At 44.0% G+C, this 17,120-nt stretch carries 14 protein-coding genes; 1 reads left to right on the top strand and 13 read right to left on the bottom strand.

All coding sequences use genetic code 11. The features are described 5' to 3' along the window. Positions 1-129: 129 nt before the first annotated feature. On the bottom strand, positions 130-537 hold the full coding sequence (gene mscL / locus GQF63_RS04605) for a large-conductance mechanosensitive channel protein MscL (RefSeq protein WP_160367942.1): 408 nt from the start codon (positions 535-537) through the stop codon (positions 130-132). 354 nt (positions 538-891) lie between these two features. Between mscL and GQF63_RS04600 the strand changes: the two genes are divergently transcribed. Then, entirely contained in the window at positions 892-1,536 is a 645-nt protein-coding gene (locus tag GQF63_RS04600) for a response regulator transcription factor (RefSeq protein ID WP_160367941.1), read from the top strand. Between the two features lie 42 nt (positions 1,537-1,578). Here GQF63_RS04600 and GQF63_RS04595 read toward each other — a convergent pair whose 3' ends face one another. The 12 genes from GQF63_RS04595 to GQF63_RS04540 form a co-directional block, all read right to left on the bottom strand. Beyond that, positions 1,579-2,718 (bottom strand): sugar phosphate isomerase/epimerase family protein, encoded by a 1,140-nt coding sequence (locus GQF63_RS04595; RefSeq protein ID WP_160367940.1) that lies wholly within the window; start codon positions 2,716-2,718, stop codon positions 1,579-1,581. Between the two features lie 77 nt (positions 2,719-2,795). Then, on the bottom strand, positions 2,796-2,981 hold the full coding sequence (locus GQF63_RS04590) for a histone H1 (protein ID WP_160367939.1): 186 nt from the start codon (positions 2,979-2,981) through the stop codon (positions 2,796-2,798). A gap of 129 nt (positions 2,982-3,110) precedes the next feature. Then, a complete protein-coding gene (ftsZ, locus tag GQF63_RS04585; protein WP_160367938.1) occupies positions 3,111-4,823 on the bottom strand; it encodes a cell division protein FtsZ in 1,713 nt (570 codons plus the stop codon). Between the two features lie 141 nt (positions 4,824-4,964). Beyond that, positions 4,965-6,347, bottom strand: a complete 1,383-nt coding sequence (gene ftsA, locus GQF63_RS04580; protein WP_160367937.1) for a cell division protein FtsA — start codon at positions 6,345-6,347, stop codon at positions 4,965-4,967. A gap of 38 nt (positions 6,348-6,385) precedes the next feature. After that, positions 6,386-7,213, bottom strand: coding sequence for a cell division protein FtsQ/DivIB (locus GQF63_RS04575; RefSeq protein WP_160367936.1), 828 nt, complete (start codon positions 7,211-7,213; stop codon positions 6,386-6,388). Further along, the gene (murC, locus tag GQF63_RS04570; protein ID WP_160367935.1) at positions 7,203-8,561 is read right to left on the bottom strand and encodes a UDP-N-acetylmuramate--L-alanine ligase; all 1,359 of its coding nucleotides are present in this window, start codon (positions 8,559-8,561) and stop codon (positions 7,203-7,205) included. The genes GQF63_RS04575 and murC overlap by 11 nt, the downstream gene beginning before the upstream one ends. 2 nt (positions 8,562-8,563) lie before the next feature. Beyond that, a complete protein-coding gene (gene murG, locus GQF63_RS04565; RefSeq protein WP_160367934.1) occupies positions 8,564-9,664 on the bottom strand; it encodes an undecaprenyldiphospho-muramoylpentapeptide beta-N-acetylglucosaminyltransferase in 1,101 nt (366 codons plus the stop codon). A gap of 6 nt (positions 9,665-9,670) precedes the next feature. Continuing rightward, complete coding sequence (locus GQF63_RS04560) at positions 9,671-10,867, bottom strand: FtsW/RodA/SpoVE family cell cycle protein (RefSeq protein ID WP_160367933.1); 1,197 nt, start codon at positions 10,865-10,867, stop codon at positions 9,671-9,673. Positions 10,868-10,882: 15 nt separating this feature from the next. Then, positions 10,883-12,256, bottom strand: coding sequence for a UDP-N-acetylmuramoyl-L-alanine--D-glutamate ligase (murD, locus tag GQF63_RS04555; RefSeq protein ID WP_160367932.1), 1,374 nt, complete (start codon positions 12,254-12,256; stop codon positions 10,883-10,885). Positions 12,257-12,265: 9 nt separating this feature from the next. After that, positions 12,266-13,510, bottom strand: coding sequence for a phospho-N-acetylmuramoyl-pentapeptide-transferase (gene mraY / locus GQF63_RS04550; protein ID WP_160367931.1), 1,245 nt, complete (start codon positions 13,508-13,510; stop codon positions 12,266-12,268). Positions 13,511-13,515: 5 nt separating this feature from the next. Next, entirely contained in the window at positions 13,516-14,973 is a 1,458-nt protein-coding gene (locus tag GQF63_RS04545) for a UDP-N-acetylmuramoyl-L-alanyl-D-glutamate--2,6-diaminopimelate ligase (protein WP_160367930.1), read from the bottom strand. Position 14,974: 1 nt separating this feature from the next. After that, positions 14,975-17,101, bottom strand: a complete 2,127-nt coding sequence (locus GQF63_RS04540; protein ID WP_160367929.1) for a penicillin-binding protein — start codon at positions 17,099-17,101, stop codon at positions 14,975-14,977. Positions 17,102-17,120: the final 19 nt, after the last annotated feature.

The raw sequence follows: 17,120 nt of genomic DNA, 5'->3' as shown, positions 1-17,120 counted from the left end.
CCTCCGAAGAGGAATGCAAAAATAAAGTTTATTTCACAATTCCGCAACAGTGAAATCATAAATAATAAAAAAAGCAAACTATTGAGGCATAGAACCCCGATAATTTGCTTTTTAAATGGTAAAATGTCCTTATTTATTCTTTAGGATATCGCGGATTTCCGCCAACAAGGCTTCTTCCTTACTAGGCGCAGGCGCTGCTTCCGGCTCTGCAGGTTTCTCGCGCTTCAACGAGTTGATCCCTTTAATGACCAAGAAAATACAGAAAGCGATAATGATAAATTGGATCAATACATTAATAAATGTACCATACCCAATGGCTACTTCGGCAACACCGGCAGCTTCATTTCCTTCTTTTAACACATACTTCATGCTGGAGAAATCAATTCCTCCAGTGAGGTAACCGATTGGTGGCATAATGATATTGTCAACCAAAGCGGTAACAATTTTGCCAAAGGCACCACCGATAACCACACCGACAGCAAGGTCGATGACGCTGCCACGCATGGCAAACTCTTTAAACTCTTTAAAAAAACCCATAATTTTAATTAAGCTGTTAAGTGAAAAAACTTTGTTGTTGCTTTAAAATACATTAGTGCAAAGCACAAAAAAAGCGGTTTATTGCCATATATTAAAATAATTTACGAAATATACCTATCAAAATATACCTAAAAGTGGTTGTTCGCGAAAAATGTTTAATATTATCATGGACGAAAACGAATAAACTATTATATTTATATACTATAACAGCGAGAATAACAAGGAAGTCTATTTAAATTAATTATATTTGAATTAATAATTTAACTGGTACTTCTTTTTGCAACAAGTTGCTTACAGTAGCGAAAAGTTTATTAAAAAACAATATATTCAAGACCAGAAAGTAACAGCAGATACATGAAAAAAATACTAATAGCTGATGACCATATCATTGTTCGTTTGGGCGTATCGACAGCCATTAAAGAGACATTAAAGAACACGGAGATTGTACATGCTGAAACCTATGATGAAGTTTATGCCAAATTATCAAACGGAAACTTTGATTTGCTCTTGTTGGACATCAACATGCCGGGCGGAAATAACATCAAGGTCATCAAGGAATTACTCGGGATCCAACCGGATTTGAAGATTTTGGTCTTCTCTTCTTATGATGAAAGCCTTTACGCCCTGCGCTATATTGAAGCGGGTGCAGCAGGTTATGTAAACAAAACAACCAGCATGACGGAATTTACCAACGCCATCAACAGTATTTTTGAGCGGGGTAAGTACATGTCGGACGCCATAAAAGACTTATATGTACAAAAGTTAACGACAAGCAAATCGAAAATCGATAGCTTGAACCCTTTATATAAGCTCTCTAACCGGGAGATGGATGTGGCCCGCCACTTGATTGAAGGCTTGGGCATTATTGAGGTATCGAGCCGCTTAAACCTAAGCTCCTCGACCGTCAGCACCTACAAGAGCCGTATATTCGAGAAACTTGGCGTGCACAACATTCCAGATTTGATTGCTTTATTTAAGATACATGCAGAAAAAGAGTAGGTTCCCCTACTCTTTTTTTATGCTTTTGGCCTAAACCTGCCTTTATTTACTGAGATGCGCCATATCGACCACGGGTATATCCTTCCGCTGCACCTGTTTTAAAGGCGCTGGATTGCTGTAATGGTACCCATCGCTATGAAGATCCCATAATAAAGGGGCTAAGAAATTGACGCAGGCCTGTGCGCCCTGGTTGATGGCCGCCATATTTTGGGTATCCTTGGAGTTTTTCGCTTCGTTTTCGATTTCAAACGGGCCGCTAAAGCCGCGCTCGTGAATGATGTTGACGAAGGCATTCCAATCCATATCGTCAGTACCGCCAAAGCCGGGCAACATAGCGGTATAATGATGGCGATCCCAATCGTGCTGCGGGGTACTGACACCGGCTTTTGCCGCCAAGGCAGGGTCTACCTGTTGCATCGGATACATACCGCCCCACTCGATACGGGCTGCATTATGGTTCATCTTGGTAGTTTTTACGTGGACGCGTTTTAAGCGGTTTATATCCATTGCTTTGATCACCTCTACCGGATCTATGTTTTGCCAGATATCGTGCGAAGGATCGTATATTTCGCCGTGTGCCTGGCTAGGGATGAGGGCATACATCAGCTTGCGGGCTGCCAATACCCCCGGCAGGTTATTAAAGGTACTGCTGTAACGAGACGAGCGCCAGCCTTCCATCGGGCAGTTCTCATACACTACCGTTACGCCCAGGTCTTCGGCATACTTAATAATAGGCGTAAAGATACGTTGGTATTCTTCCAGGTTTTTCTGGAAGCCATCGATCTCATTGCCCAACTGATGGTTATAGCCTACAAAGGTTCCTACCTTCACATCATTTTCATCGCCTCCAAGCAGGTAGGCAATACGAATAAGCTTGAGGAGGTGGTTCTGGTTCTTTACGCGTTCCGCTTCATCACCACCGATCATATTTTCAAAGGCCCCTAAGGATAGGCCCAAACCTTTGGCATTGAAGCGGTCTATCGTTTCTTTGGCGGCATCCGGATTAAAGCCTTCATAATTCAAATGGGTTGCCGTATGATCTTCCCGGGTTCCGTCTTCGCGGAACACACAGAGGTCGATGCCTTGCACCTTGTTGGCCACGGCCACGTCTAACAGTTCGGCTTGGTCTAATTTATCGTAGGCTGAACTCATCAACCATATGGGGTTTTGTATCGCTTTCATAGCCTTGAAATTATCAAAAATTATTGCATAAAAAAAGCCCTGACGGGCTTAGAATGTAACAAGAACGAGAGAACAGCTTATTTTTTGTTCTTTAATTCCTGAATTCCCAGACGCAAAGACTGCGATAAGGTTTTAATGTCTTGCAGTCCTTTTCTTACTCGGGTACCCGCTGCACTGTTGCCTTTAGCATAGAATTTTTCAGCATCACCCTCTAATCCGTCGATAAGTGATTTTAGTTCTTTAAATTTATCAATACTTGCCATAACTGTTAGTTTTATGAATTTAAAATTAGTAACTACCTTAAAATTAACATCTTTTTTGAAATATCAAAACAGCAGCATAAAAAAAAGGTGACCTTCTCAGGCCACCCTTTCTTATTAAATAGGATAAGATTAATCAACATTGTCGTGTAAAAACGAGTTGTTTGGTCTGATCTCTGTTTCGCCATCGTCGAAAGATAGGGTGAAACGAGACACCTGCGATTGCGAAGAATGAGGCACATCCTCTAAGGTCTTCTGCTTTCTTTTGTAGGCAGGTTCATTTTCTAATTCTTGCAGACCATTGGAAGATTTCAGTTTCATGCTCAACTCTTTCAAACGTAAGATGCGCTCTTTCGTTTTCAACAATTGATCTTCGAAGTTGATCTCTTCTTTTTTTGCTTCTTCCAATTCAACTTCGGCAACAGGGAATTGTTCCTCGATTTCATTTTGGATTTCTTCAGCTGGTTCTTCTTGTTCAGCGGCCGGTTTGTAAGCATCAAAAACAGTCGGCAACTTGAACTCGAATAAAGAAGGTGAAGTTTTCAGCTCGAAGCCGTGTGGATTTGCATCCTCTTCTACCTCATCCATATCTGAAGTATTGTCAAACTCTAGGGTATGACGAATAATTTTATCGTTATTCTCGGCAACAGCAGCAGTCGCATTCGTATTGCTGGTTACTTTGTTAGAGAATAGATCTTGCGGCGGTTGTGGTGCTGCTGGCGTTTCAACCGGCTGGCTAGTTTTCACAAAAGCATTTTGATCTACTGCCGGGCGCTCGATAAACTGGTTTTGAGAAACCGGTTTTACAAAGGCCGAGGTAGAAACCTCCGGCGTTAAAGGAATAGCGATTTTCTCTTTTTCCTTTTCTTTAACACGCTCTTCAGCGGTTTGAAAGCCCGTAGCTATAATAGTTACAGAAAGCTCTTCGTCGTAGTTCTCATCGATACAGTTACCCCAGATCAAGTCGGCAGAAAGACCCGCTTTCTCTTGGATGTAATCCGTTACAATGGCTACTTCATCCATCGTTACTTCACGTGTACCGGAAGTAATGTTCAATAGGATATAACGAGCGCCTTCAATTTCATTGTCTTTTAATAACGGTGATGCTAAAGCACCTGTTACCGCATCTAATGCACGTTGCTCACCTGTAGCAACAGCATTCCCCATGATTGCAACGCCACTATCGTTCATCACGGTGCGCACATCTTTAAAATCGACGTTCACATAGCCCGGGATGGTAATGATTTCGGCTATACCTTTTGCAGCGGTGGTCAGTATATCGTCCGCTTTCGCAAAGGCTGCTGTCATGGTTAAGTTTCCAAAAATCTCCCGAAGGCGATCATTAGAAATCACTAAATAAGAATCTACATATTTACGTAGCTCGCCAAGACCTTCCTCAGCTTGCATACGACGTCTTTTACCTTCGAATGTAAAGGGAGTCGTAACGATCGCAACCGTTAATATTCCAAGTTCTTTGGCTGCTTTCGCTAATACCGGGCTAGCCCCAGTACCCGTTCCACCACCCATTCCTGCTGTGATAAACAACATCTTGGTATTGGTACCTAACATGCGTTTGATATCCTCAATACTTTCGATGGCTGAGTTTTCACCTACATCAGGGTCTGCACCGGCACCCATACCTTCGGTTAAGCTTACGCCTAATTGCACCTTGTTAGGGATAGGGCTTAACTCTAATGCTTGCGCATCCGTATTGCACACGATGAAATCTACACCCGAAATCCCTTGCTTATACATGTGATTTACGGCATTCCCACCGCCACCACCTACACCAATTACCTTGATAATTGATGAATTCTCCTTTAACATTTCAAATTGTATCGACATATATTTTATCCTATTTAATTCTTCCTCAATCAATTACGTTATCGCAATTTGACTCAACAATTCTAATGTAATATTACCAAAATCTTAACAACAGTTTTCCACATTTGTTAAAATGTGGAAAAAAGACAGGGATGTTGATAATTATTTTTTACCGATAAATGTATCGTCATCGATATCGGCTCCATCTTTGATCCAATCGCCTAAAAAACGCGTCAACCAACCCTCCTTTTTGCTTTGGCCCTCCGCTATTTCTTTAACGCCTTCTTTGGCTTTTTCTTTTGTTGGCGTTGCTTTTTTCGAGGTTTTTTCTTCATTACGCATTTCCTCTTCTTCAATCGCCTGGATACCTTTAATCAATAAACCGATACCAGTAGCATATAATGGGCTTTTTAACTCGTCAAAAGCTTGTTTATTCAACATATCTGTTTTGGCAAGGTACTCGTTAGGATAACCGATACGACAGTCAATTCCTGTAATGTATTCAACCAATTGTACCAAGTGTTTCAATTGGGCACCTCCACCAGTGATAACAATACCGGCTATTAATTTATCCTCGTATCCGGAAGACTTAATCTCGTAATATACGTGCTCGATAATTTCTTCCATTCTAGCCTGAATGATATAGGCTAAATTTTTAACCGAGATTTCCTTAGGCTCACGACCGCGGATACCAGGTACACAGATCACCTCGTTATCCTTGTTTTCATCAGCTAAAGCTGAACCGTAACGCACCTTCAATTGCTCGGCTTGATTGCGTAATACAGAGCATCCTTGACGGATATCTTCTGTAACGATATTTCCGCCCAATGGAATAACAGCCGTATGACGGATAATGCCTTCGTGGAAGATGGCCACATCCGTAGTACCACCACCAATATCTACCAATACAACACCTGCTGTTTTTTCCTCTTCATCCAACACAGCTTCGGATGATGCAAGAGGTTCTAAGATCAATTCAGAAACTTCAAGATCTGAATTATCAACACAACGTTTGATGTTTTTAATATCCGTTACACGACCGGAGATGATATGGAAGTTTGCTTCCACACGACGGCCCGCCATACCGATAGGCTCTTTAATGCCTGGTTCGTTATCAATGGTAAACTCCTGCGGTAACACATGGATAATTTCTTCTCCGGGAGGCAATACCAATTTGTACATGTCGGAGATCAAACGCTCGATATCCAAACGTCCGATTTCATCATCGTCATTCTTGGTTAAAATACCACGGTGCTGAATACTTTTGATGTGCTGCCCAGCAATACCTACATTCACTACTTTAATGTCAACATTCGACTGGCCTTCGGCCACGGCTACAGCTTCGCGAATACTGGTTACCGTTTTTTGGATATTGGCTACTACCCCACGGTTAACGCCTGCTGACTCTGCTTTACCGACACCTAAAAGCTCCACCTTATTGACCCCACTACGACGACCAACGGTTACACAAATCTTTGTTGTACCGATGTCCAATCCAACGATAATTGGATTTTCTTTTTCATTTTCTACAATTCTAGGTTTCATATGCTGTGTTTGATGCTGTATATAATATTTTCTTTCTGTTATTTCTTATTCATTTTCATTTGCAAGCTGTCGATAAACCAATCGCCATTGCGCTCGCAGATAATTTGTCCGCCATACTTAACATTGACCTTCCCATAGGCGCCGGTTCCTACCTTCGGCATAATATGCTTGTAGAAGGTGGTAAGCCTATCGAGCTTGTAAGCTAAGGAGTCGGCATTACCGATAATCAGTTGCTGCTCGCCAACCCGGGGTACTAATTCGATATCACGATCGCCATTCACATAAAGCTGTACGATCTGGTTTCCCCAGAGTTCATCGTTTCTGGTATGTTCTACCACCGCTACTAAGTCTTTTACTACAGTAGACTGCACCGGCTCTAATGCTTTTTTATAGCCTTCCTTAATTTGCCCATTGGCTACCATGACATGGGGCACATATTTTAGCGTGACAGGTATTTTCTGGTTTTTGGAATCTACATAGTATTCCTGGCCAGCCTGGTTGATGATGCGGAGCACCACCTCGCGTTGCTGCACCTGCACCTGCATCGTGCCATCCATATCCATATGCACATCGGCTTCAGAAACATAAGGCGATTTCTTCAACTCCATTTCGATCTTATGCAAAGGGATCTCGTTTAAATGACGCCCTACTACTCTACCGAACTTATCCTGTATCATGGAAGAGATATCCTGCTGATCGATGAAGGTTTCTTTTCCTTCAACCAATACTTTTAAAGAACTGCAAACCTGAACCTGATCTTTCTTCGACACTAAACTCATCAGCATACCTACCCCTACCAGAGCCGCAACTCCGAGGAAAAAATAGCCTACCTGACGCCATTGTATGTTTCTGATCTTATTCAGCATTGATCAATAATTCTTTTAATGGTTTCACCAATTTATCAATATCGCCTGCTCCTACAGTCACGACCAATTCCGGGCTTTCACTGCGGACGATTTCTAACACCTCAGCCGGACTTACCAGACGTTTATTTTCCATGCGTATTTTCTCCAATAACCAAGTAGAGTCTACCCCTGGAATCGGTAATTCACGCGCCGGATAGATTTCCATCAACAAGAGCTCATCAGCAAAGGCCAATACTTCGGCAAAGCCATCGACGAAGTCTCTCGTCCGGGTGAATAAATGCGGTTGGAAAACCACCGTTAATTTCTTGTTCGGGTAAAGTTTCTTCATGGAAGCCAGGAAAGCACGTAGCTCTTCCGGGTGATGCGCATAATCGTCGATGTAAATATGCTTCGGCGATTTAACAATATACTCGAACCGGCGCTTTACGCCCGCGAAGGAAGATAAAGCTTGGGTAATTTTCGGCGCTGCAATGCCTAGTAATTTGGCAACCGTAATTGCTGCCACGGCATTCTCCACATTATGTAATCCCGGGATTCCTAAATGGATATCCTTAATCGTCAGATCTTCGGAGTGATAATCGAAATAGAACTCGCCATCGCGCACATGCACATTTTCTGCATAGGCATCCGCCACCTCTTCACGAGCATAGCTGATATCTGCGGCAAATGGCAATCCTTTTTTCACGATTTTCTGACCATCTTCAACCACGCGATCCAAGAACAATTGGAAAGACTCCTGCAATTTGCTGGCCTCACCATAGATGTCCAAATGGTCGGCATCTGCTGAAGTCACGATAGCGATATTCGGATGTAAGGTCAAGAAAGAGCGGTCGTATTCATCGGCTTCCACCACCACGACATTATTCTCACCAAACAAGACGTTATTCTTGTAATTGGTACTGATACCGCCTAAGAAGGCCGAACAATCATGCCCACTATCTTTCAAGATATGAGCTACCATGGTAGAAGTGGTTGTTTTGCCATGTGTACCGGCAACCGCAATGGTAAAGCGGCTAGCCGAAATGAAACCCAATACCTGCGAGCGTTTATACAACTCGTGGCCATGCTTAATAAAATGTGCTTTCAAGGCTAAGTCAGCAGGGATAGCCGGCGTAAAAATAACCAGTGTTTCCTCACCTGCTTGCTCGAATGCTGCCGGAATAGCAGCCACATCATCCGTATAGATAATAGGCATTCCTTCTGCTTCCAGGGTCTGCGTCAATTCTGTCGACGTACGATCATACCCGGCCACCTCACAGCCCAAACGACTAAAATAACGAGCCAGTCCGCTCATACCGATACCACCGATACCCAATAAATAAACTCGTTTAATTTTGTCGATATTCATCTTTATTTCTTTATTAAATCCAAAACTTCCTGCGCGATAACCACATCAGCATCCGGCAAAGCCAGTGTTAAAATATGATCGCCCAGTTCTTGCATCTTTGCCTCATCGGCAATTAAGCTCAAGAGTTGCGGCAGCAGTTCAACGCGTGCTGCTCCATCAGTCACCATCAAGGCGGCATCTTTTGACACCAAGGCTAAGGCGTTCTTCGTTTGATGGTCATCCGACACATTTGGCGAAGGCACTAAAACCACCGGCTTCCCAATGACGCATAGCTCGGAAATGGTGCCCGCACCTGCGCGACCTACAATAACATCGGCAGCGGCATAAGCATAATCCATCCGTTCTAGGAAAGGCATCAGCTTAATGGAATCCGGTAAGCTATCACCCAATTCCGCTTTCAGCTTTTCATAGTAGTAGCTTCCACATTGCCAGATCACCTGTACGCCTGCTTCTACAAACTGAGGGATACCCGCTTTTACACAATCGTTCAGTGTTAATGCGCCTAAGCTACCTCCAGTAAACAGGATGGTTTTCTTATCCTGATCTAAGGCGAAAGCGTTGATGGCCTCTTCTCTTTTGTTTTCAATAGCTACGGAAGATTTACGAATAGGATTCCCCGTCAATAAAATGCGATCTGCCGGAAAAAACCGATCCATCCCTTCATAGGCTACGCAGATTTTCTTGGCCTTCGCGCCCAATTTCTTGTTGGTTACACCGGCGTAGGAATTCTGCTCTTGGATAATGGTTGGCAGGCCCATCATATTGGCCATCATTAAAAGAGGCCCTGATGCATAGCCACCTACCCCAATAGCTACTTCTGCTTTAAAATCTTTAAGAACTTTTCTTGCCTTCCACAGGCTTTTCAGCATCTTGAATGGAAGTGCAATGTTTTTCAATAAGGACTGCCGATTGATACCGACAATGTCCAACCCGACAATTTCATAGCCGGCAGCTGGCACACGCTCCATCTCCATCTTTCCCTCTGCCCCGACAAATAAGATCTCGGTATCTGGCGCCAGTTGTTTCAAGGCATTTGCAATTGCAATTGCGGGGAAGATATGTCCTCCCGTTCCGCCACCACTTATGATTACTTTATGCGCCATCGTATCTTAAATTGTGCCTACCACCACCTTGCGCGGCTTCTTCACAACTTCTAAATCTTCTTCTTTATGTTTTAACTCCTCAATATTGCGGCTTACACTCAGGATGATGCCTAAGGCCACACTGGTAAATAGAATGGAAGTTCCTCCCATACTTACCAAAGGCAATGGCACCCCGGTTACCGGACCTAAGCCTACGGCTACCGCCATATTGGCCAAGGCCTGAATAGTTAGACTGAAGCCCAAGCCTGCCGCCAGAAAGGCGCCGAAGGCCCGTGGACTCAAGGTTACAATCCGAATACATCGATACATCAATGCGATATACAGGAAAAGCAACACGGCTCCGCCTATTGTTCCATACTCTTCAATAATAATGGCGAAGATAAAGTCGGAATACGGGTGCGGCAGCACGTTCCGCTGTACCGAGTTCCCAACGCCTTTTCCGAACATCTGACCAGTCGCAATAGCGATCTTCGCATTGTTGGCCTGGAAGTTCTTATCTTCTTGGAAAGATGATTTTCCTTCATGCACTTCTTCTGTCTGGAAGAATCCCTGGATACGGCTGATGTAAGTACCACGACGTGGTCCTAACAACATCACCAGGGTTAATAGTACCGCTCCACCTAGACAGACCACGGCAATCTGTTTGAAATCAATCCGACCGATCATCAACAAGAGCACGCTTACCCCGAACAGCATCAAGGCTGTGGATAAGTTCGCTAAAGCGATAAGCACGAATACCGCACATACAGCCCCCATAATTGGGATAAAGGATTTCTTCACATCTTTGATCTCTTCCTGCTTGCGGGATAACATCCGCGCCAGGAAAGTGATCAAGGCTAACTTCGCTAAATCGGAAGTTTGAAAAGTTTGATTGATAATCGGGATAGTCAACCAGCGACTCGCCTCATTCACCTTGCTACCAAACAATAGGGTATACAACAGCAATGGAATGGTGATTAACATCAATAATTTGGAGATGCCCGCATAATAGCGGTAATCCAATTTATGCGACAGGTACATCAAAGCTAAACCAGCGACCACAATAAAAAGGTGCTTAAAGAGGTACAATTCTGTACCCTTTCCCTCTTTATAGGCTAATGTTCCTACCGAGCTGTATACAGCCAATAGTGACCAAATGGATAACAAGATCACAATGATCCAGATCCACTTATCGCCTTTTAGTTTAGAAAAAATGTATTCCATCGGTACTCCTTTTTATTATAAAGTCATTACTGCTTCTTTGAACTTATCGCCACGCTCTTCGTAGTTCTTGAACCAATCGAAGCTTGCGCACGCCGGAGACAATAAAACCGTATCTCCTTTTTTCGCTAAGTGGGAGGCAATTTGCACAGCATCACTCATAGACGCTGAATTCACGATCACTTCGGTATCATCCTCAAAGGCTTCATGAATACGTCCTGTATCTTTACCAATACAGATAATAGCTTTCACTTTGGCCTGCACTAAGTCTTTCAACATATCGTAATCATTGCCTTTGTCCACACCACCCATGATCAAAACGATCTCGGTAGAGAAACTTTCCAGGGCATACCATACGGAATTGACATTCGTTGCTTTGGAATCATTGATGTAATTCACCCCGCCAATACAAGCCACATGCTCTAAGCGATGTTCAATGTTTACAAAGGATCCCATACTCTCCTTCATCGATTGGTTGCGAAGTTCCTGTACTTTTGCAATCAATCCTGCCGCACTGTTATTGTATACATTGTGCTTGCCTTGTAACGATAATTCTTCAATATTCATGGTAAAAGCTTCTCTATGTGGTACTATTATATTCAATTTGTTGTGGGCATCTACGAATGCGCCTTGTTCTACTTCTTGTTCTGCGGAAAACGGAAGATGCATCGCCTTTGTCGGATGCTTATCCAGAGCAGCTACCGTCTCGGGATCATCTAAACAATAGATGAAGTAATCCGTGTCCCTTTGGTTCTGTACCATCCGGAATTTGGAGGCTACATAGTTTTCCATTTTATATTCGTAGCGATCCAAATGATCTGGCGTGATATTTAAGATCACAGCAACATCTGCACGGAAGTGGTACATATCATCCAACATAAAGCTGGAGATCTCTAAAACATAACAGGCATGCGGTTCGCGGGCCACCTGCAATGCAAAGCTGTTTCCGATATTCCCAGCTAAACCAACATCTAGGCCAGCGTTTTTCAACAGCGTATAGGTCAGCATGGTGGTGGTCGTCTTCCCATTGGATCCCGTGATGCAATACAGCTTCGCATCGGTATACTGCGCTGCAAATTCTATTTCCGAGATCAAGGGTTTGCCTAAGCTTCTCAGCTCTTTAATTAATGGCGCTTTCTCCGGAATCCCCGGGCTCTTCACCAACAGATCTGCATTTAAAATAAGCTCAACGCTATGCTTCCCTTCTTCAAAGGCAATCTGCTCCTGCTCCAGTTGCTTTTTATAGGTATCGGCAATTTGTCCCATATCGGATACAAATACGTCGAAACCTTTATCCTTACCCAGGATAGCAGCACCCACACCACTCTCCCCTGCGCCAAGAATAACCAGGCGTCCAGCTTGAGGGTAGTAGTTATGTGCAATATTTGACATCGTATTAATTTATCTTACTTTCAAAGTCACTATAGTCAGGATGGCCAGCATAATCGAGACAATCACAAAGCGGGTCACGATCTTGGATTCATGGTATCCTTTTTTCTGATAATGGTGATGCAATGGCGACATCAAGAAGATGCGTCGCCCTTCACCAAATTTCTTCTTGGTATACTTGAAATAAGACACCTGCAAGATTACAGACAGGTTCTCGATCAAGAAAATACCGCATAATACCGGGATCAATAACTCTTTACGAATCAGGATAGCGAAGGCAGCGATAATACCACCGATAGCCAAACTGCCCGTATCTCCCATAAACACCTGCGCAGGATAGGCATTGTACCATAAGAATCCTGTACAGGCTCCTACAAAGGCACCCGCAAAGATCACCAGCTCTCCGGAGTTCGGGATATACATGATATTCAAGTAATCCGAGAAGATGATGTTACCCGATACGTAGGCTAGAATTGCCAAAGTAATCCCCATAATTGCCGAGGTACCCGTGGCCAGGCCATCGATACCATCGGTAATATTTGCTCCATTAGACACGGCAGTAACAATAAATACCACCACAACTAAAAAGATCATAAAGGTTACCCAAGGGCTGGTCAGTCCAAAGAAATCCAACACTTTGGCGTAATCAAACTCGTTATTCTTATAAAAGGGAATGTTGGTCTTGGAAGACTTCACATTCTCTGCATAGATTTTCTCTCCTGTCGAAGGGTTGATCACCACCTCTACCGGTTTTGAGGAGGTAGGATTTGTTACTTGCTGGCGCACCACGATATCCGGATGGAAATACATCGTCACGGCAATTAACACCCCTAAACCAATTTGACCGATTACTTTAAAGCGTCCGGCCAATCCTTCTTTATTCTTACGAAATACTTTGATGTAGTCATCTAGGAAACCAATTGCCCCCATCCAAACGGTCGTAATGATCATCAGGATGATGTAGATGTTATCTAACTTGGCAAACAATAAGGTAGGAATCAGGATACCGGCGATAATGATCAATCCCCCCATGGTCGGTGTTCCTTGTTTCTTTTTCTCCCCTTCTAAGCCTAAATCACGAATCGTTTCACCCACTTGTTTTTGATGCAACAAACGGATTAACCGACTACCAAATACCGTGGTTATAATTAACGAAACAATAACAGCCATGGCCGTCCGGAAGGAGATAAACTGGAACAATCCAGCTCCCGGAATATGAACATGTTCATTAAGCCAAGTAAATAAATAATATAACATCCAATCTAATTGATTTCGTTAAAAATTAGTTCCAATTCCTCTTTATCGTCAAAGTGGTTTTTTACCCCATTGATTTCCTGATATTTCTCATGGCCCTTACCTGCCACCAGAATAACATCGCCTTCTTGCGCCAGATGCACTGCAGCACGGATAGCCTCGCGACGGTCAGTAATGGAGAATACATTCTTGCGTTTATCTGTCGCAACGCCTGCCTCCATATCCTTAATAATCTGCGCAGGGTCTTCAGAGCGCGGGTTATCCGAGGTCAAGATCACCTTATCGCTTAAGCGAACGGCTACTTCGGCCATTTCTGGACGTTTTGTTTTATCCCGATCACCACCACAGCCTAACACCGTCAACACTTGCTGACCTGGCTTTCTCAAGTCCAAAATAGTTTCCAACACATTCTCTACCGCATCTGGTGTATGTGCATAGTCCACAATAGCGATTACACCATTCTTTGCACGAACGGTCTCAAAGCGACCTTCCGCTCCGGTTATTTCGCTAAGGGCTGTCAGCACCTTCATGGTTTCCTGCTCCAATAAAATGGCAGTACCATATACGGCAAGGATGTTGTAGGCATTGAAATGACCTACCAACTTCACCCATAGCTCTTGGTTGTCCATTTGCAGCAACATGCCGTCGAAATGGCTTTCCAGAATCTTTGCTTTGAAATCGGCTAATTGATGTAAGCCGTAAGTCTTGCGATGTGCGAAGGTGTTTTGAAGCATCACCGCTCCATTTTTATCATCGATATTCGTCAATGCAAAAGCATAACGATCTAAGTCGTCAAAGAACTTTTTCTTCGCTTTGATGTAATTCGCGAAGGTGCCATGAAAATCCAAGTGATCATGGGTAATATTGGTGAAAATACCGCCTGCGAAGCGCAAGCCAGCGATACGCTGTTGCACCACGGCATGCGAGCTTACTTCCATAAAGCAATAGTCGCAACCATCCTCCAACATCTCCTTCAGCAAGGCATTCAAAGAGATTGGATCCGGTGTGGTATGCGTGGAAGGAATAACACGATCGCCAATTTGATTCTGAACGGTTGACAATAATCCAACATGATACCCCAAACGGGTAAACAAATTGAACAATAAGGTCGCCACGGTGGTCTTGCCGTTGGTTCCTGTCACACCTACCAGCTTTAATTTCTTAGCAGGATTATCGTAGAAGTTGGCCGCAAATACACCCAACGCATAAGCTGAATCATCCACGAGGATGTAAGTCACGCCTTCCGCAATCTCTGCCGGATATTCTTCCAACATCACCACGGTCGCTCCTAGCGCCACTGCTTTTTCTACAAATAAATGGCCATCGGTTTGATGTCCGCGAACTGCTACAAAAGCACTTCCGGGCTCGGCCTTTCTGGAATCCAAGCATACCGAGGTCACCTCTGTTTCCAAAGAACCTTGGTAATCTTTTACCGGGATAGCGTGTAACAACTCTTTTAATAACATATTAATTCAATTCTATAAGTACTGCCGTTCCGGGCTTTAAACGCTGACCGGCAGCAAGGGATTGATTAAACACTTTTCCTTTACCACGTACGGTGGTTTTAAATCCAGCATTCTCCATCGCGAAAATCGCATCCACCAACCCCATACCCTTCACATTCGGAACAATACCTTCTTTATATTCATTTGCAGTAAACGCCACAGCGTTATTGCTGGATGAGCCGGTATCCGATTTTACGATCGCGTTCCAGTTCACCGATTTAATACCTAATAATTCATACACCTTGGCTGTCGCATCTTTAGAACCCCGTAGTGTATAAGGCACTTTCGAGCCACTGAAATTCACCTGGCGTTTATCCAACGTGCTATGTAAGGAAAGGTCATTGGCATACACCATATCCGCCAACTCGCGGAACACTGGTCCTGCCACCGAACCACCATAGTAGCCATTCCGTGGATTACGGATTACCACAATCATGGAGTACTTTGGATTTTCAGCCGGAAAATAGCCCACGAAAGAAGATTGATATCTTCTTGCGCCGTAGCCCCGTGAGCCATCGGCCATCTGCGCAGTACCCGTCTTACCTGCCGAAGTATAAAGCGGGCTACGCAGCCTTTTACCAGTACCCTCAGTCATCACCCCTTCCATCATTTTCTGCATTTTCCGTACGGCATCTTCTGAAGCAATTTGCTTGTTGATGACACGTGCTTCAAACTTTTGAACCGTATTTCCTAAATGCTGAATTTCTTTTACAAATAAGGGCGCCACCAATTTTCCGTGGTTTGCAACTGCATTTACCAAGGAAAGGGTTTGCATAGGTGTTAGCTTCAGCTCGTAGCCGTAAGCCATTTGCACCAAGGAAAGCTTGCTCCATGAGCGGCTATCCGGCATTTTAACCCAAGGTTTTCCCTCACCCGGAATCTGCAACCCTAGCGGATCATTCAACCCCCATTTATGCAGTTTACCGGTATATTTTTCTGGCGCATTGCCATAACTTTGATGAATCAACTTCGCAATCCCCACGTTTGAAGACTCCATAAACGCCTCTTTCGCGGTTACTCTAGATTTCTTCGGCGGATGTGAATCCCGAATGGTGTGGCCAGGAACTTTATAGGTACCATTGCCGATATCAACAATCGTGTTGGTGTCAATAAGCCCATCATCCAAGGCCACTAAGTAAGAAGCAATCTTGAAGGTAGATCCCGGATCGGCACCTTGCGCAATGGCATAGTTAAACTTCTCGCGGTACACGCCTTCAGCATCCCGGGTAAAGTTGGCTATCGCCCGTACTTCACCGGTATTTACTTCCATTAATATCACACAACCGTTATCCGCATTGCTTTGGATCAGTTGTTTTTCCAAGGCACGTTGTGCCATATCCTGCATATTCACATCGATGGTAGCAATAATATCTGCTCCATCGGTTGGTGCTACTTCCATTTCACGATTTACCGGAATCCAAACCCCACCGGCGATACGTTGCATCAACTGCACGCCGCTGCGTCCCTCGATATAATCGCCATAGGCTCCTTCCAATCCCACGCGCACGGTATCACCTTTGGTATTCTTATAACCGATGGTCCGGGCTGCCAGATTTGTAAACGGCAAAATGCGCTTGTTTTCGCGCACCGCAATCAGGCTACTGGAGTAGCGTTTTTTATTTTCTTTAAAACCTGTCAACAAGGGAAAGGTCTTTAACACTTTTAATTGTTGATGGCTTACCGCTCGTTTCAACAACACATAGCGATGTTTCTTTGCCCGTGCTTCCTTCAACTGCGTTAAATACTGGCGAGCCGATTTATCACCGAAGAACTTCGAAAGCTTAGCCGCCAAGGAGTCTACCCGCGCATTGAATACATCATTTTCCTCGGAAGGAATCGCCATCGCATCAAAGCGGATATCATACTCCGGAACGGAGGTGGCCAAGAGGCTCCCATCGTTAGAGTAGATGTTTCCACGCGCTGCTTCCACCACTCTTTCACGAATGGTTAAGCTGTCGGCAATTTCTCGCCAACGATCACCATCTACATACTGTAAATGCAATAGTTTTCCGAAAACCAATAAAGCACCAAAAACCATCAGGCCGAACGCCAGGTACACCCGAATTAATATGGACTTCCTAATATTCATGTGTTGGTTTTGTGTTTAA

This window comes from Sphingobacterium humi (genome assembly GCF_009768885.1).
Lineage (GTDB): Bacteria > Bacteroidota > Bacteroidia > Sphingobacteriales > Sphingobacteriaceae > Sphingobacterium > Sphingobacterium humi.
This window is presented reverse-complemented; position numbering and strand designations above follow the sequence as displayed.